This window comes from Pseudomonas sp. NPDC077649 (genome assembly GCF_044542855.1).
Taxonomy (GTDB): domain Bacteria; phylum Pseudomonadota; class Gammaproteobacteria; order Pseudomonadales; family Pseudomonadaceae; genus Aquipseudomonas.
On record NZ_JBITVF010000009.1, the window covers coordinates 121,372 to 137,585 of the forward strand.

Annotated in this window: 12 protein-coding genes; 3 read left to right on the forward strand and 9 right to left on the reverse strand. The window is 65.3% G+C overall.

The window, feature by feature from the left end:
• Nucleotides 1-25: 25 nt before the first annotated feature.
• The 6 genes from ACIGFL_RS22245 to ACIGFL_RS22270 all read right to left on the reverse strand — a co-directional run bounded on the left by ACIGFL_RS22245 (nucleotide 26) and on the right by ACIGFL_RS22270 (nucleotide 7,168).
• Nucleotides 26-1,123, reverse strand: coding sequence for a carboxynorspermidine decarboxylase (locus ACIGFL_RS22245; protein ID WP_021443895.1), 1,098 nt, complete (start codon nucleotides 1,121-1,123; stop codon nucleotides 26-28).
• Nucleotides 1,124-1,368: 245 nt separating this feature from the next.
• Nucleotides 1,369-3,696 carry a DUF6160 family protein gene (locus ACIGFL_RS22250; protein WP_397498603.1) on the reverse strand — a complete coding sequence of 776 codons (2,328 nt, stop codon included), beginning with the start codon at nucleotides 3,694-3,696 and terminating at the stop codon, nucleotides 1,369-1,371.
• A gap of 11 nt (nucleotides 3,697-3,707) precedes the next feature.
• Nucleotides 3,708-4,298 carry a DUF6160 family protein gene (locus ACIGFL_RS22255; protein ID WP_031304159.1) on the reverse strand — a complete coding sequence of 197 codons (591 nt, stop codon included), beginning with the start codon at nucleotides 4,296-4,298 and terminating at the stop codon, nucleotides 3,708-3,710.
• Nucleotides 4,285-5,340: a hypothetical protein gene (locus tag ACIGFL_RS22260; protein ID WP_256679212.1), complete on the reverse strand. Its 1,056-nt coding sequence runs from the start codon at nucleotides 5,338-5,340 to the stop codon at nucleotides 4,285-4,287. The genes ACIGFL_RS22255 and ACIGFL_RS22260 overlap by 14 nt, the downstream gene beginning before the upstream one ends.
• A gap of 8 nt (nucleotides 5,341-5,348) precedes the next feature.
• A complete protein-coding gene (locus ACIGFL_RS22265; RefSeq protein WP_397498604.1) occupies nucleotides 5,349-6,380 on the reverse strand; it encodes a DUF6160 family protein in 1,032 nt (343 codons plus the stop codon).
• A gap of 185 nt (nucleotides 6,381-6,565) precedes the next feature.
• The gene (locus ACIGFL_RS22270) at nucleotides 6,566-7,168 is read right to left on the reverse strand and encodes a hypothetical protein (RefSeq protein ID WP_021446240.1); all 603 of its coding nucleotides are present in this window, start codon (nucleotides 7,166-7,168) and stop codon (nucleotides 6,566-6,568) included.
• A 225-nt stretch (nucleotides 7,169-7,393) separates the two neighbouring features.
• Here ACIGFL_RS22270 and mksB point away from each other — a divergent pair, with 225 nt between their 5' ends.
• The 3 genes from mksB to mksF all read left to right on the forward strand — a co-directional run bounded on the left by mksB (nucleotide 7,394) and on the right by mksF (nucleotide 12,338).
• A complete protein-coding gene (mksB, locus tag ACIGFL_RS22275; RefSeq protein ID WP_397498605.1) occupies nucleotides 7,394-8,635 on the forward strand; it encodes an Mks condensin complex protein MksB in 1,242 nt (413 codons plus the stop codon).
• 182 nt (nucleotides 8,636-8,817) lie between these two features.
• Entirely contained in the window at nucleotides 8,818-9,510 is a 693-nt protein-coding gene (mksE, locus tag ACIGFL_RS22280) for an Mks condensin complex protein MksE (protein ID WP_397498606.1), read from the forward strand.
• Complete coding sequence (mksF, locus tag ACIGFL_RS22285) at nucleotides 9,507-12,338, forward strand: Mks condensin complex protein MksF (protein ID WP_397498607.1); 2,832 nt, start codon at nucleotides 9,507-9,509, stop codon at nucleotides 12,336-12,338. The genes mksE and mksF overlap by 4 nt, the downstream gene beginning before the upstream one ends.
• 113 nt (nucleotides 12,339-12,451) lie before the next feature.
• Here mksF and ACIGFL_RS22290 read toward each other — a convergent pair whose 3' ends face one another.
• From ACIGFL_RS22290 to ACIGFL_RS22300, 3 genes are read right to left on the reverse strand one after another with little or no spacing between them, the layout of a single operon-like run.
• Nucleotides 12,452-14,755 carry a PqiB family protein gene (locus ACIGFL_RS22290; RefSeq protein ID WP_122108889.1) on the reverse strand — a complete coding sequence of 768 codons (2,304 nt, stop codon included), beginning with the start codon at nucleotides 14,753-14,755 and terminating at the stop codon, nucleotides 12,452-12,454.
• Entirely contained in the window at nucleotides 14,748-15,365 is a 618-nt protein-coding gene (locus ACIGFL_RS22295) for a paraquat-inducible protein A (protein ID WP_031304153.1), read from the reverse strand. Before ACIGFL_RS22295 ends, ACIGFL_RS22290 begins: the two co-directional genes overlap by 8 nt.
• Nucleotides 15,352-16,011, reverse strand: coding sequence for a paraquat-inducible protein A (locus ACIGFL_RS22300; RefSeq protein WP_397498608.1), 660 nt, complete (start codon nucleotides 16,009-16,011; stop codon nucleotides 15,352-15,354). Before ACIGFL_RS22300 ends, ACIGFL_RS22295 begins: the two co-directional genes overlap by 14 nt.
• Nucleotides 16,012-16,214: the final 203 nt, after the last annotated feature.

Sequence of the window (16,214 nt, forward strand, 5' to 3'; positions counted from 1 at the left end):
GTCCACCCTACGTGACTTGAACCTGTCAGCTGAGGCTCGACAGGTAGTCGTCGAACTCGAACTGGCGCACCACCTCGACGCTACCGTCGAGTTGTTTCACCACGATGGACGGCATCTTCAGGCCGTTGAACCAGTTCTTCTTGACCATGGTGTAACCCGCCGCGTCGATGAACGACAGCCGATCGCCGATCTGCAGCGGCTTGTCGAACTGGTATTCGCCGAAGATATCGCCGGCCAGGCAGGATTTGCCGCAGACCATGTAGCTGTGTTCGCCGTCGTTCGGCGCCATCTTGGCATTGAGGCGGTAGATCAAGAGGTCGAGCATATGCGCTTCGATGGAGCTGTCGACCACGGCCAGGTGCTTGCCGTTGTACAGGGTGTCGAGCACGGTCACTTCCAGCGAGGCGCTCAGGGTGATCGCCGCTTCGCCCGGCTCCAGATACACCTGCACACCGTATTTTTCCGAGAAGGCTTTCAACCGCGCGCAGAAGGCATCGATCGGGTAACCCTCGCCGGTGAAGTGGATGCCGCCGCCGAGGCTGACCCACTCGACCTGGGCGATCAGGTGGCCGAAGCGCTCCTCGATGCGGGTCAGCATCTGGTCGAACAGCTCGAAGCTGGCATTCTCGCAGTTGTTGTGGAACATGAAACCGCTGATCTGCCCCATGACCTTGGCGATCTTCTCCGGGTCCCACTCGCCGAGGCGGCTGAACGGGCGCGCCGGGTCGGCCAGCAGGTAGTCGGAGCTGCTCACCTGCGGATTGACCCGCAGGCCGCGGATGGTGCCTTCGGTGGCCGCGGCGAAGCGCTCGAGCTGGCCAATGGAGTTGAAGATGATCTTGTCGCAGTTGGCGACCATCTCTTCGATCTCGTCGTCGGCCCAGGCCACGCTGTAGGCGTGGGTCTCGCCGGCGAACTTCTGCCGGCCGAGCTTGAGCTCGTAGAGCGAGGACGAGGTGGTGCCGTCCATGTACTGCTGCATCAGGTCGAACACCGACCAGGTGGCGAAGCATTTCAGCGCCAGCAGCGCCTTGGCCCCGGAGTTCTCGCGCACGTAGGCGATCTTCTCCAGGTTGACCAGAAGCTTCTGTTTGTCGATGAGGTAGTACGGCGTTTGGATCATCTCGTAGCCCCCGCAAGGTCGGCCGATGAAGGGCCTTGCGACCCCCCAGAAAAAAGTGGACGCGAATTGTGCCGATTACCGACAAATATCGAAAGGGCATTGGAGATTTTTTGTACAACGGGCGATTACCGGTTGCTTCGGCAGAAGCCAATGCAGGGGGCGCCGTGCGCGCCGGGGTGTACGAAGCCTCGGTGCGCATAGCGCACCCTACGGGCCTGCCATGACAGGGGCGTGACCGCCGGCCTTCAGTTGATCGGCGTGGCGGTCAGGTTGGCGCGGATATCGGCGTTCTGCAGCTTCATGCCGTACATCGAGGTGACCGCGCCGCCGGTGGGGTGGACGTTCTGGATGCGGTCGATGTTGATCTCCTTGAAGTGCACCCGGCCGTTGACGGCGAAGCCCAACGGGTCGGGCGTCACCGGCGGGCAGCCGCTGGCGCCCTTGTCGCAGACCTTGGTAGGTGCCACGTCGAGGTTGAGGTCGACGCGCACGCCGTAGCTGTTGGCATTGGCGTCGGCCGGATTGGCATCGGAGGTGTGGAAGTTGTCCACCACCAGCTGCGCGCCGCTGCCGTTGACCCCGTTTACCCGATCGGTCTCGATGATCAGCTGGTTGCGCTTCTCGCTGGCCGAGACGCTGCCCGCCGGATTGCCCGAGGCGTCGCGGACGAAGACGTTCTTCAGCCCGGCGGTCAGGCCCTCGTTGCCGCGGTCCTCCCAGCGCCCGCCGCTGGCCGAACAGGCCGAGGCATTGGCGCCGCTGCCGCCGACGCACAGCGCGCCGGCGCCGCCGGAGCTGAGGCTGAGGGTGGAGCCCTGCTCGTAGCGGCGCAGCACGATGCGGCCGAGGCTGTGGCCGCTATGGCGGTCGCCCCAGCGCAGGTCATTGACGTCCAGGGTCGACCAGTAGGTGCCCTTGTTCAGTTGCACGCCGTCCTGGGTCACGTCCAGCGAACCGTCGCGAAAGTGCATGTCGTAGCGGGTGCCGGACAGCCACAGGCCCTTGCCGCTCTCGTCGACGGTGATCGCCGCGTTGGCGTCGCTGATCAGGAAGTCGGCGTTGTAGCGCAGGCCGTCGCCGCTGGCGCCGCCGGGGCGGATGGTCAGCTGGCCGTTGAGGGTGAAATCGTAGGCCGGGAAGATTTCCAGCAGCACCAGCAGTTCGGTGCCGCCCTGCAGCGGCGCATCGGCCGTGCCGACGCGCAGGCCGTCGAAGCTGTAGCTGCCGACCACATTCTTCAAGCCCAGGCGCAGGCCGTCGAAGTGGCCGTCGTAGCCGCCGCTGCCCGGCTGGGTATTGGCGCTGCCGGCGTAGCAGCCGGCGCTGACGCCGCCGGCGCAGCTCTTGGTCAGATCCAGGCTGAGCTGGCCACTGCCATGGGTGCGCAGGCCGCTGAACCACAGGCTGTTGCCGTTATCGGTGAGCGAGACCGAGCTGCTGACCATGTTCCACGACAGACCCGCGCTGATGCCCTTGAGCCCGGAATTGGGATCGCCGCCGGGGCGCAGCCTGAACCAGTTCTGCCGCGCGCCCTGATCCTGGAAATTGAGCTCCAGCGCCAGGCTGCCGATCTTCTGGTTGCTCGGGTTGCCGATGATCAGGCCGCCGAGGCTGGCATTGAGCTTGAGGTCCTGAAAGGCCAGTTGCGCATAGCGGCCGCTGCCGTCCTCGCCCAGGTCGAGGGTGATGCCGTTCTGGCTGCTGAGCACGCCGGCGAAGTTCTCCGCGCGCAGCACGCCGTCGTCCCGGTACTGAAACAGGCTGTTGGCAATGGTGATCTGCGGGATCAGGCGCAGCCCCTCGCCAGTGGCGCCGCCGCCGGCGATGCGGATGCTGCCGCCCAGGCGCAGGTCCATGTCCAGCTGGCCGAAGCTGCGCGCGTGCTCGGGGTGCCGCGTATCCGGCGCGCCCGGGGTGACCGCGACACCGGCCACGGGGTCGCCGTGGGCCAGGTCGAGGTTGATCGCGCCGATATGGCCGACGAAGCGCGAGTCGCCCAGGTCGAGGCGGATCGCCGAACCGTCGCCGCCGCCGACTATGTCCAGATAGGCGTTGTTCAAATAGGTGTCGAAGGACAGGTCGCGCACGATCAGGTCGAGGCCGTTGTCGCGGTAGTAGAAGGTCACCGCATCCAGGCTCAGGCGGCTGTCGTCGAGGCTGAAACCGGCAACCCCTCTGGCGCCGCCGCCACGCAGCTTGAGGCTGGCGCCCAGGCTGTAGAAGGCGCGGAAGGCGCCGAAGCTCTTGTCGCTGCCGGCGAAGCCAACATTGCTGATCGCCAGTTCGTTGGGCCGGCCCTGATGCTCGATCTGCAACCGCTCGTCGACCACGTCGAGCTGCGTGGTCGAGCTGCTACCGGCTTGCTGCGGGCGACTGGAGACGCCTTCCAGGCGCAGGCTCTGGCCGTCGTCGCGATACTCGACGCTGCCCGCCGACCAGCCGCCGCCGCTGGTTTCGATGCTGATGCCGCCCTGGCCGCTGACGCCGGCCAGGCTGTCGTCGTCCAGCGCCTGCATGGCCCAGACCGGCGAGCTGCCCAGCAGGAGCGCTGAAAGCCAAGCGTGACGCTGCATGATGCGGCTCCTCAATTGGTCGGGAAGATCAGCACGCTGCCCTGCATGCGGATGCTGCCGTCGATCTTGGCCGAGAAGATATTGGTCTGCTGATAGCTGGGGTCGCCGCCGTTGGCGGCACTCAGCGCCTTGTTCTTCCAGCCGCCCTGGCTGGCCACGCCGAAGGCGAAGTTGCCGTCCTTGAAGCGGATTTCGTTGGGCAGGCCGAGCGCCAGCACCTCCTGCTCGCCGCCCGCGCCGGTCAGGGTGCGGGTGTCGAGGGTCAGGCCCTCGAAGCTGAAGATGCCCTTGAGGTTGTCCAGCACGTACCAGCCGGCATTGGCGCCGGAACGAATCGCCAGGCGCAGGCCGCAGCTCTCCGGGCTGGCCGCGCCGGCCAGGGCGCAGCTGCGCTGGTTGGCCGTCCACAGCGCCGGGTCGTTGCTCGCCGGGGTATCCCAGAGCACGCCGCCGTCCTTGTTGATGCTGAACTCGCCGGACAGGTAGACCCCGCCCTGGCCGCTCATCTGGCTGAGGGCGCTGTCGTCCAGCGGCTGCAGTTCGGCCAGGGCCAGCGCCGGCAGCAGCGCCAGCAACGCCATGCTTCGGCTAGCGCAGGTCATAGCTGCTCACCTTGAGGTAGTTGAAGCTCAGCCCGGAAATCTCGTTGCGCCCGAAGTTGTAGCCGCCGGTGGGAATCGCGGTGGGGCTGCTGCGCGTGCCGCCGACGGTCAGGTTCTCGAACACCAGATTGGTGCGCGGCGCGTTGGCGTAGAAATCGGTCGCCAGGGCCTGGCGTTGTGCCGCGCTGGTGCCAGCGGCAGTGGGGTTCTGCAGTTCCAGCACGAACTGGCCGTCGGCGCTGGAGCGCAGGCGCAACGGTTGCGACTTGCCGTAGCCCAGGGCGATATTGGCGTAGCCGTTGGTGATATAGAGGGTGCGCGCGCCGCGCTGGGCGGCGGTCTCGCCGGCGGTATCGCAGTTGGCCTGGGCGCAGGACATGATCTCCAGGGTCTTGGCGAAGATATTCACCCGCGCCTCGCCGACCAGCTCGCCGTTGCCGTTCTGTCCGGGGTCGCCCCACAGGCGCAGGTAGGAGCCGTCCATCACCAGTTGGTGGAAGTCCAGGGCGAGCATCTCGGTACGCCCGGCCGCCACCTGGAAGTCGAAGCGCATGCCCAGATCGGCGCGCCCGCTCGGCGCGGTCGAGCAATTGGAGCCGGCGCCGGCGTAACTGGCGATACAGGGGTTGCCGCCGGCGGTCAGCCGCTCGGGGAAGTTGAACGACAGCACGGCGACATTGCTGGGCGTGGTCTGCACCCACTGACCGTCGTCGCGCAAGGTGCGCAGCTCCTCGCCCTTGGCCAGTTCCAGCTCGAAGGGATGGTCGAGGCTGCCGATGGTCACCGGGTTGAGATTGCTGCCCTTGTTGCTGCCGGCGGCGCCCAGGTAGAGGTTCTTCAACGAAATGGGGACGTTCTGCCCCTGGTCGTTGGTGATGTCGTTGATCACGATCTGCGCGCCGGAGCCATCCAGCAGCACCTGATCCAGCACGAAGCCCAGACCGGCGCCCTGCACGTCGGAGAGTTCCTGATCGCTCAGGGGTTCCATGGCCTGGGCCATTGCAGCCGGCAATGCGACCGCCAGCAGCAGGTAGCGCCTCATGCTCATGCTCAGCACCCCGCCGTTGCACTGCCCAGGCAGGTGTCCTGCCGGGGAATGCCGTTGAATGCCTGGTCGAAATTGATATTGATCGGCGAGACCAGATTACCGTTGGCGTCGCGGTACTTGGGCAGGTTCATGAACGCGCCCTGAAGTGCGGTGACGAAGGCGTTGCTGTCCATATCCCGCCAGGCCACGTCCTGGGTCTGTAGGGAGATGAAGAAACCCTTGGCCGCGTTCTGCATGTTGGACATATCGCTGGTATTGCCCACCGGCAGTGACTGGAACTGGGAGAGATTGAAGCAGGTCTGGATGCCCAGAATGCTGCAGTTGTTGGAAGCGAACCCGCCCAGCAGTGCATCGGTCCAGCCCCCGGCGCAGCCCGAGGTACAGTTGAGCCCGTCACCGTTCTTGATACCGGCCATGGTGCCCCTAACCGGATCGGCCGCCCCGCCGGAATTGACCAATATGGCATCGGCTTCGACGATGCTGCTGCGGTACACGCCGGCCAGAAACAGCGCGCTCTGCTGCAGTAAATTCGACTTGTTGTAGATGGCATCGCCCGTGCCCTTGATATGCACAGGGATGTTGCCGGTCAGGCTCTGGATATCGCCAGACAGCGTGCCCTTGGCCTCACCGAAACCGATACGCACCCCGACTACACGATTTCCATCGTAGGCCAGTTCCAGGAAGGGGTTGGCGATCTTGAACGGGTTGACGGTGTCATTAGGCCCCACCGTCCCCAGTGCGAAATTGTTGATCAGGATATCGGAGGAACCCGCTAGCTCGCCGGCCCGGTTGTACTGCCCAAGCTGCAGTTTCTTGATGTTCAGCTGGGTATCGATATTCAGTCCGAAGTTGACTCGGGTGTAATTGATACCTGCATTGCTGTCGGTGGTGAGGTTGATAAACGCCTGTCCGGTGACGGCCGACAGCTCGTCGTCCGCCAGCTCCTCCAGCTTGGCCTGAGCCACCGGCGCGACCAGCAGCGAGGCGCACAGCAACGCCAGAGCATGTTTGGCGAAACGGCAGGACTGGCGCATGGCGGAACCCCTTTTCTTATGGTGGCGGTCGAGCGCTCCGACTCGAACCCTTATGGCCACTATAGGGACGCCTGCGCCAGGACGGCCCGACCCATAGTCGAGAAAAGGACGTCAAATAGCCGCCTGCCGCGGCGCGATCAGGGCGGCGGTGTTACCGCCGGCAACAGCGGCGTAACACCCGCCCGTCAGCCCTGGCGGAACAACGCCAGCAAGTGCTCGGCAATAGTGCCGCGGATGGCGTCGATGCTCAGCTGCGAGCAGTGCGCCAGCTTGTGCGGGTTGATCCGGTGCAGGTGCAGCGACGGCATGCGCGCCTCGTACTCGCGCAGATCGCCCTTCACCAGCACCGGCAGGAAATGCTCGCCGCGTGCGCGGTAACGCTCGATCAGCAGGCGCAGGCCGTCCTGGAACGGCAGCTCGCGCGAGGCCACCAGGCGAAACTCGCCCGGCACCTTGAGGTACAGCCCGGTCTCGCCCACCGCCTCGCCCGGCAGGATATGTACCCCGGTGGCTTCCACGGCGTCGGCCGGGATATCGTGAAAGGTGTCGTGCCAGGCCAGCTCGTCCGGCAGGATGGTGATGCTGCCCGCCTCCTGCGGCACCACGAAGCTGTAGTTGCTGTAGAGCTTTTCCACGTAGCTGGAATAGATGCACAGGCGGTTTTCGAAGCGCTTGAGAAAGGCGATTGCCTCGCTGCGGTCGGTGATGGCATCCAGCTCCCAGTCCAGGTCGCGCTGGTGCTGCAACTCTTGCCAACAGGCGTCGATACTCAGGGCGGTGGCGGGCATGGGCGAACTCTGGCGGCAAGGCTACGCGCAGCTCTTTGCAGAAAGTGCGCCAGCCGCCAGGCAGCGCTTTTTCCACCCATATCAAGGACTTGCCCGGCCCATCCGGGCCCGCCGCGTCCCAATGTGCCGCAACGCGTCACCTGCCTCTGATCGACTCGCGCTCAAACCCGGCACCCGCCTTGCAGTACAATCGCCTCTTTTCACTTGCCTGGACCCGGCGCCTCGATGATCGATCCCAAGCGCGTTTTGCGCGCCCTCGCCGAACACTGGACGTTGCTCGAACCGCTCTGCGAGCGTTTCGACGCCGGCACCCTGAGCCTGGTGGAGCTGCGCAGCCAGCTCGCCGCGCAGTTGCCCGACGCCACGCCCAGCGACACCACCGCCCTGCTCGACACCTGGATTCGCCTGGACATCCTGGTGCCAGTGGCCAAGAGCCCCAACCGCTTCGAGCTCAACGCGCAGATCCACGACTTTCTCGCCTACCTGCGCCGCGAGCACCGCCTCGGCCTGTGCCTGGAGATCGAAGCCTACCTGCGCCACCTGGAGCGCCTGGCCGGCTACATCCAGGACGCCTTCGAGGTGCGCGACGCCAACGACCTGGCGCGCCAGCTGCGCCTGCTCGATATGCGCGTGCGCGATGTCCTGAAGAAGCTGGCCAACGACGAGCAGGCGCTGGTCGGTGTGGCCGACCGGGCCAAGACCTCGGATCGGCAGATTCCCCTGCGCCAGCGCTACGCCGAGGTGCTGGCCACCTGGGACGAATATGTCGAACCGATGATCCAACTGGTCGCCGCCGACGGCGCCTTCGAACAGGGCGTGCGCCGGGTCGAGCAGGTGCTGCTGCGCCTGCTCGGCGACCAGCAGCGCCTCGGCCAGCTGGTCGACGACGACCTGCTGCTGCGCACCCACGCGCGCATCCTGGAAATGCAGACCACCGCCCAACTGACCCTGCGCAAGGCCCGCGAACTGCTGCTGCCGCTGCGCGAGGAAGCGCGCCGGCACAACGCCGTGACCCGAGGCGCGGCGCTGGCGCTGTCGGTGATCCGCAAGAAGGGCATCGACGCCGTGCCGCAGGCGGCCATGCCGCTGTTCACCCGGCCGCAGAGCAACTTCCTCGGCAGCGCCAGCCAGGTCGAAGCCTACGTCTACGCCCTGGCGCGCTTCGAAGCCAAGCCGGCGCATTTCCCCAAGGCCAGCGGCAGCCGCAAGGGCGGCGCGCCCAAGGCGCCGAAGACCGCGCGGGAAATGATCGAGCGCTGCGAACAGGCCCTGCCGTTGCCGGACCTGATGGCCTGGCTGCTGGAACAGGAGCCGGAAGGTGCCACCGACGAGCTGCTCTACTGGTTCTCGCGGCTGTCGCGCGAGTCGCGCTTCCAGCGTGAACGCCTGGAACGCCGCCAGTACCTGACCCGCGAGCACGAGGTCAGCCTCAGCTCCTATGCCCTGGTAGGCCAGCCCAATGCCTGAGTACTACGTAGGGTGGACAACGCTTTTTTTGTCCACCTTGGCGATTGCCGGGCGGTGGACGGATGAAGCGTCGTCCACCCTACCCCCTGCTCAAGACTCCGTAGGGTGCGCTGTGCACACCATAACCGACGACCCGGTGCGCACGGCGCACCCTACTCGGCTCCACTAGCCAACGGATTGCCATGAACATCGATCTAAAAGAAATGACCCAGCTCGCGGCCGCCTTCCGCGACCTGTTCAAGGGCTACCACATCTCGCGCAGCGAGCCGGAGTGCTACGCCCAGCTGTCCAGCATGCAGGACCAGTACCGCGCGCTGTTCCGCGCCCTCGGTTTCGAGCTGGTGTGCGACCCGCGCGGCTTCTACTACTTCGTCCCCGAGCAGGTCGCCCCGCAAGTGAACAAGACCGCCCAGCGCCTGGCGCTGTTCACCTTTATCCTGGTCGAACATCTGGCTGACCAGGGCCGCGACCCGCTCTCCGTACTCGACGGCGGCAGCATCGGCCGTGACGAGCTGCCGGCGCTGCTGGACAAGTACCGCGACCTGTTCCTGCAGGCCGAAGTCACCACCTTCGAGGAGCTGGAAGACAAGATCATCCGCCGCCTCATCCAGCTCGGCTTCGCCGAGGACAGCAACGGCGTGTATCGCTTCCTGCCGCCGATGCACCGCTTCCTCGACGTCTGCCTGTCGGTGCAGCACGACCGCGACCTGGCCGCCAGCCTGCACAGCAGCGACCTGCCGCTGCCGGCGCCGGTGTTGCTGGACGATGACGGCGATGCCGAGGTGGTTGATGCCATCGACGCCGAAGAATCCGAGGAAGACGCCCTGGCCCGCGCCATGGCCGACGAACGCGCCGCACAGGAGATGGACGCATGAGCCAGGAACGCTACGGCATCCGCCGCTTCGCCCTGCTGAACACCGCCGGCTACAGCCTCGGCCTGTTCCCGCTGGAAAACCCGCTGTCGGTCTACGGCGCCAACAACCTGGGCAAATCCGCCTCGATCAACGCCCTGCAGTTCCCCATCCTGGCGCGCATGTCGGACATGAGCTTCGGCAAGTACAGCCTGGAAGCCTCGCGCAAGTTCTACTTCGCCAGCGACACCAGCTACATCCTCGTCGAAGTCGCCCTGCCCCATGGCCCGCACGTGATCGGCGTGGCCGGTCGCGGCCCGGGTGGCGGCTTCGGCCACCAGTTCTTCGCCTACGCCGGCGAGCTGGACCTGGAGCACTACCAGCAGAACGGCACCTGCCTGCGCCAGCGCGAACTGTTCAAGAACCTTGGCCAGGCCGGCATCACCGCCTACGAACTCAAGCCCGACGAACTGCGTCGCCTGCTGGTCGGCGGTCACACCAGCATCCCGCTGGACCTGACCCTGATTCCGCTGCGCTCGACCAGCGAGCAGAGCTTGAAGACCTTCCGCGCGCTGTTTATCAACCTCCTGCACATGCGCGAGATCACCGCCGCCAAGCTCAAACAGCTGTTCCTCGATGCCTTCGAGCACAGCCTGCGCTCGGGCAGCGTCGACTATATCGCCGCGACCGAAGAAGCCTTCCGCGACGTGCGCCGCATGGAGCAGGACTACCAGGCCCTGGTCACCGCCGGCCCACTGATCGAGGCACTGGCCTCGGGCGTCACTCAGCGCGAGACTCTGCGCGGCAAGCTGCACCGCCTCTCGCCGCTGCTCGACAACCTGCTGGGCACCTGGCACGACTACGCCGATGCGCGCAAGGAAGAGCTGGTGATCCAGGCCGAGCACTACCGCAACGAGCAGGACGGCCTGCAGAACGAACAGCGCGGCGGCACGGCCGAGCTGATGCGCCTGGAGCGCGAGATCAGCGAGATCCAGCGTTGGCTGGGCGAGCTTTCCGTGCTGAAGAACCGCTTCGCCCTGGTGGAAAACGCCAAGGTGCTGGAAGAGCAACTGCTCGCCGCCAAGGACGCCCACGACGAACTGGCCGGCGCCCTGGCGCAGTCGCGCCAGTTCTCCAGCGAAGACCTGGACGAGCGCCTGCGCGACCTGGAAAAACGCCTCAAGTCGGTCAAGCAGCAGCTTGATCACGCCGACAACAACAGCTACTCGCGCCTGCGCGAGGAGTTCAGCCAGCAGGACGTCGACCGCCTGATGCGCCTGTTCAACGGTCAGCTGTTCAGCCTGCCGCTGGGTGAGAAAGGCATCCAGACCGACGGCGACGATTGGGTCAAAGCGGTCGAGGCGGTACTGGATCGCTTCAAGGGCGACACCTTCGCCGTGCCGGGCCTGTCCATCGACCTCAGCCATATCGAGCCCCCGGCCTTGCAGGCGCTGGCCGACCGCGCCGCCCTGCGCGACCAGAAGGATCGCCTGGAGCGCGAGCTCAAGCAGCTCAAGACCCAGCAGTCGGTGGCCGCCGACCGCGCCGCCAGCAAGGCCCAGGCAGAGACGCTGTACCAGGCCGTGCTGGACGCGCAGAAGGCCCTGGAGGACTTCCGCAAGAGCCAGACCCTGGCTGCCGAAGAGCCGCAGAAGCTGGAACGCCTGGCCGAACTGGAAGGCGCGCAGGACGAACTCAAGCGTGCCAGCGATGCCTTTGCCGAACGCGTGCAGCAACTCTCCGCCAAGCTGCAACTGGTCGGTCGTCAACTGGCCGATCTGGAAGCCAAGGAGCGCACCCTGGAAGACGCCCTGCGCCGTCGCCAGTTGCTGCCGGCCGACCTGCCCTTCGGCACGCCGTTCATGGAGCCGGTGGACGACTCGCTGGACAACCTGCTGCCGCTGCTCAACGACTACCAGGACACCTGGCAGGCGCTGCAGCGCATCGACGGCCAGATCGAGGCGCTCTACGCCCAGGTGCGCCTGAAAGGCGTGGCCAAGTTCGACAGCGAGGACGACGTCGAGCGTCGCCTGCAACTGCTGGTCAACGCCTACGCCCACCGCCAGGACGAGGCCCTGACTCTGGCCAAGGCGCGCCGTGCCGCGGTGACCGACATCGCCCGCACCCTGCGCAATATCCGCAGCGACTACGACAACCTGGAACACCAACTGGCGCTGTTCAACCGCGAGATCAACAAGCGCCAGGTCTCCAACCTGCAGAGCTTCCGCATCGTCTTGGCGCCAAACAAGGAAGCCCTGCGCCATATCGACCAGATCATCCACAGCGCCGGCCAGTACGAGGAAGGCGAGACCCTGTCGGTATTCGACCTGTCGCAATCGGCCGACCAGGACGCGAAGAACGAGGAGGCCAAGGACTACCTGTCGCGCCTGGTCGCCGCCAACGGCAACCAGCTGGGCCTGAAGGATCTGTTCGAACTGGCCTTCGAGATCACCAAGGTGCATGGCCAGCCGATCATCCACACCGACATCGATGGCGCCGCATCCAACGGCACCACCATGACCATCAAGGCACTGACCAACATGTACCTGTTGCTGCACCTGATGGACCGCGAGCAGGCCGGGCGCATCCGCCTGCCCTACTACCTCGACGAGGCGGCGGACATCGACGAACGCAACCAGCAGGCCCTGATCGAGACCAGCCTGCAGCTCGGCTTCGTGCCGATCCTGGCTTCGGTCAAACCGCAGGTCTCGGCCCACGTGGCCATCGACTTGGAAGGCGGCAGCGGCCCCAACGGCATCTACATCGACGAGGCGGACTGGAAGTTCATCAAGCCGCGCGAGACTGCCAAGGTGCAGGCGCCGCAGCAGGAAGAAGCGGTCGAGCCGGCTTGAAGCTCAAGCCCCCCCAAGGTTCACACGACCGTAGGAGCGGCTTCAGCCGCAAGCTTTCATAAGCCCAATGAAAAAGGCCGCTCGATGCGGCCTTTTTCATTTCCATGGTTTGCTCACTGCTCCAGCACGATCTTCGGCGCCCACTGCATCCAGCCGTCCTCGGGCTCATCGAACAGCGCAAAGGTCTGCCCCGGCTGCGCCGGCCCGCCCATTTCCGGGTTGTTCGGCGTGGCGAAAGCGATGCCGCCCTCGATCAGCGCCTCCAGCGACTCGGTCCGCACCTTGACGCCCTTGAACAGCCCGGCATCCACACCGATGCCGCTGGCGTTCCAGAAGCGGCTGCCACTGCGCACCAGCGGTGCATAACGCGGCTCGATCAGCACATGGATCAGCACCCGATCCGAGGTCGGCCCCAGTTCGAAGTTCACCACCTTGCCCACCGGGATCTCACGATAGCTGACCAGTACGCCGGGCTTGATCGAGCCGCGCCGCGCTGCGCTGAGCACCAGGCGCAGGCCCTCTTCACGCGCACTCTGACTGGGCGGGCTGCCCAACGCGGTGAACTCCAGCCGCCGCGCGCCCGGCTTGGCTGCCGGCTGCACTTCCAGATACTGACCGCTGACCAGGGTACCCAGGTTGGCGGCGCGGGTCAGACTCAGTTCCGGCTTGATCACCCAGAACTGCGTGCCCTCGCGGGCGATACGCTCGGCGGCCTCGGTGATGCGCACGCCCAGCACCACGGCCTGCAGGTCATCGGTGAGGCTCATGCTCTCCACCTTGCCGACCTCCAGGCCCTTGTAGCGGATCGCCGTGCCGGGTTGCAGGCCGTCGCCATTGGCGACCCGGATGCTGATCGGTTGCCCAGGTTGCAGGGCGCTATCGCGATCGGCGTACAGGTTGAAACGCTGCACCCGCCGGTCGCTCCTGGCCGCCTGCGGCTCGGGCGTCTCGAAGGCGATGCCGCCGGCCAGCAAGGTCTGCAGCGACTCGCTCTTCACCTCCACCCCCGACAGCCCGCCCTTGAGGGTGATGCCGCTGGCATTCCAGAAGCGGGTCGAGGAGTTGACCAGATGGCTGTACTCCGGCTCGATGTGCACGCCCAACACCACCTGGCGGTCATCGCGCGACAACTGGAAGCTCTGCACCGAGCCCACCTTGATCTGCCGGTAGAGGATCGGACTACCCACCTCCATCGACCCCAGGTTATCGCTGAACAGCACCAGGTGCAGCCCCGGCGCGCCCAGATCCAGCGGCGGCGCCTTGGGCCGCGCCACGAACTCGCGCAGCGGCGGATTGCCGCTTTCGCCGGGACGAATGGCGATATAGTTGCCCTTGACCAGCGCCTCCAGACCGGTGATGCCGGCCAGCGAGATCGACGGCCTGACCACCCAGAAATCGGTGCCCTCGACCAGGTAGTCCTCGGTACGCGGGTCGAGCATCAGCTCCACCTGGGCGCCGCCCAGGTCGGCATCGACCTTGAAGGTCTTCATGTGGCCGACCTGGATGCCCTTGTACATCACCGGCGTGCGTCCCGGCTCCAGGCCTTCGAAGTCGTGCAGCTTCAGCGCGACGCGGATACCGGCCTGCGCCGCGTCGTAGTCCTCGTAGAGGCGGAAGGGAATGCTCGGATCGGTGGCCGGACTGTCCTTACGGTGCTCCGGCGTGGCGAAGGCGATACCGCCGGCGACTATGCTGGCCAGCGACTCGGTACGCAGCTTGACCCCGGTCAGGCCGGCGTCGATGGACACACCGCTGGCGTTCCAGAAGCGCGTGTGCTTGCGCACCAGGCTGGCGTACTGCGGCTCGATGAACAGCTTCACCTCGACCGTGCTCTGATCCGCGCCCAACACGTAGCTCTTCACCCGACCGACCTGGATCTGCTTGTAGAACACCGGACTGTCCTTGCTCAAGGAGCCGAGGCGTTCGGCATGCAGGGTCAGGTGCAGACCGGGCACGTCGTCCGCCAGCGGCGGCGCCTCGGGCAACGCGGTGTACTTGCGCGCCGGCTCGCCCTCCCCCGGGCTGACGGCGATGTAGTTGCCGGACACCAGGGTCTCCAGCCCGGTAATCCCGGCCAGGGTCACGCTGGGCTTGACCAGCCAGAAGCGCGTGCCGCTGAGCAGATGGGGCTCGGTGTCCTTGTCCATCTCCAGCGTGGCGATCACCCCGCGCCGCTCGCCGCTGCGATCGAGCGCCAGTTCGGTGACCTTGCCGATGGCGATGCCCTTGTAGATCACCTCGGTCTTGCCGACCTGGATACCGGAGCCGTTCTCGAACAGCACCTGAATCTCGATGCCGGCTTGCGAATAGGCGCGCCAGGCCAACCAGGCCCCTATCGCCAGGGCGAGCAGGGGCAACACCCAGATGGCAGACCAGTTGGAAGCCGGTCGAGTCTTGGCCGTTGGCAGATCAGTCATGGTCAGGTTCCGTGTTGTCCCAGATCAGGCGAGGGTCGAAGGTCAGAGCGGCGAGCATGGTCAGAATCACCACGCTGGCGAAGGCGGCGGCACCGGCATTCGGCTCGATGCTGGCCAGGCTGCCGAAGTTCACCAGCGCGACCAGGATGGCGATGACGAAGATATCCAGCATCGACCAACGGCCGATCCATTCGATGAAGCGATACATGAGAATGCGCTGGCGCGCCGACATCGGCTGATGACGCTGCACCGAGTACAGCAGCAAGGCGATGCCGACCAGCTTGAAGGTCGGCACCAGGATACTGGCGACGAACACCACCGCGGCAATCGGCAGCATGTCGTACTGGATCAGCTCGATCACCCCACCCATGATGGTCGACGGTGCCCCCTTGCCCAGGCTGTTGACCGTCATGATCGGCAACAGGTTGGCCGGGATATAGAGAATCGCCGCGGTCAGCAGCAACGCCCAGGTGCGTGCCAGACTGTCGGGCCTGCGCGCATGCACCTGCGCACCGCAGCGGCTGCAATACTGGTGCTTGACGTCCGGGTCGACGGGGTTGAGCTGATGGCACTCATGGCAAATCAGCAATCCCGCATCAATCGCCCGCATGAATGTCCTCCCCGGACAAGGCTTCCCAGATCTGATGTGGCGACATGGTCACCTCCAGCCACACCTGCACCAGCAGCAGCGCGACGAAACAGAACAATCCCAAACCGAGGCTCAGGTCGGCCAGATCCATCAGCTTGACTATCGCCACCAGGATGCCCATCAGATAGACCTCGAGCATGCCCCATTCGCGCATATGGTGATAAATGCGATAGAGCAGCAAACCATAGCTGCGTCCGAAATCCAGGCGAATGCTCAGCAGCACCAACAGCTGGCACAGCAGCTTGAGCAGCGGCACCGCCATGCTGCAGAGAAAGACCACCAGGGCGATGCCCTGCATGCCGCTGTTGTAGAGCCCTACAACGCCACTCCAGACTGTATCCTCGGTGGTCTGCCCCAACAGGTTGAGCTGCATGATCGGCAGAAAGTTGGCCGGTACATAGAGCAGCAGGGCCGCAATCACCAGTGCCAGACTGCGCCTGACCACGCGGTGCCGGTGGCGGAACAGTTCATAGCCACAGCGCGGGCATGCCGCGCTTTCGCCATCGCTCAAGCTCGGCTTGTGCATCAGCAGATCGCACTCATGGCAAGCGACCAACGCCTCCAGCGGAAACGTCATTAGCCGCTGCTCGGTAGCCGAATCAGACATGAAGCCCCCCAGGTAATATCGACCTATTCTAGACGAGCCACGGCAACGGACATACACAGGCGAACGGCGTCTCTTATGGCACAAGGTGTGCCACGATTTTCCGACGCACAAAGAAGAAACCCCAGACCGCGTTGGCGATCTGGGGTTTCGTATAGGAGCTTGACGATGACCTACTCTCACATGGGGAAGCCCCACACTACCAT

Coding starts and splice junctions, on each gene's coding strand:
- ACIGFL_RS22245 (WP_021443895.1), bottom strand. CDS start 1,123: ATGATCCAAACGCCGTACTACCTCATCGACAAACAGAAGCTTCTGGTC.
- ACIGFL_RS22250 (WP_397498603.1), bottom strand. CDS start 3,696: ATGCAGCGTCACGCTTGGCTTTCAGCGCTCCTGCTGGGCAGCTCGCCG.
- ACIGFL_RS22255 (WP_031304159.1), bottom strand. CDS start 4,298: ATGACCTGCGCTAGCCGAAGCATGGCGTTGCTGGCGCTGCTGCCGGCG.
- ACIGFL_RS22260 (WP_256679212.1), bottom strand. CDS start 5,340: ATGAGGCGCTACCTGCTGCTGGCGGTCGCATTGCCGGCTGCAATGGCC.
- ACIGFL_RS22265 (WP_397498604.1), bottom strand. CDS start 6,380: ATGCGCCAGTCCTGCCGTTTCGCCAAACATGCTCTGGCGTTGCTGTGC.
- ACIGFL_RS22270 (WP_021446240.1), bottom strand. CDS start 7,168: ATGCCCGCCACCGCCCTGAGTATCGACGCCTGTTGGCAAGAGTTGCAG.
- mksB (WP_397498605.1), top strand. CDS start 7,394: ATGATCGATCCCAAGCGCGTTTTGCGCGCCCTCGCCGAACACTGGACG.
- mksE (WP_397498606.1), top strand. CDS start 8,818: ATGAACATCGATCTAAAAGAAATGACCCAGCTCGCGGCCGCCTTCCGC.
- mksF (WP_397498607.1), top strand. CDS start 9,507: ATGAGCCAGGAACGCTACGGCATCCGCCGCTTCGCCCTGCTGAACACC.
- ACIGFL_RS22290 (WP_122108889.1), bottom strand. CDS start 14,755: ATGACTGATCTGCCAACGGCCAAGACTCGACCGGCTTCCAACTGGTCT.
- ACIGFL_RS22295 (WP_031304153.1), bottom strand. CDS start 15,365: ATGCGGGCGATTGATGCGGGATTGCTGATTTGCCATGAGTGCCATCAG.
- ACIGFL_RS22300 (WP_397498608.1), bottom strand. CDS start 16,011: ATGTCTGATTCGGCTACCGAGCAGCGGCTAATGACGTTTCCGCTGGAG.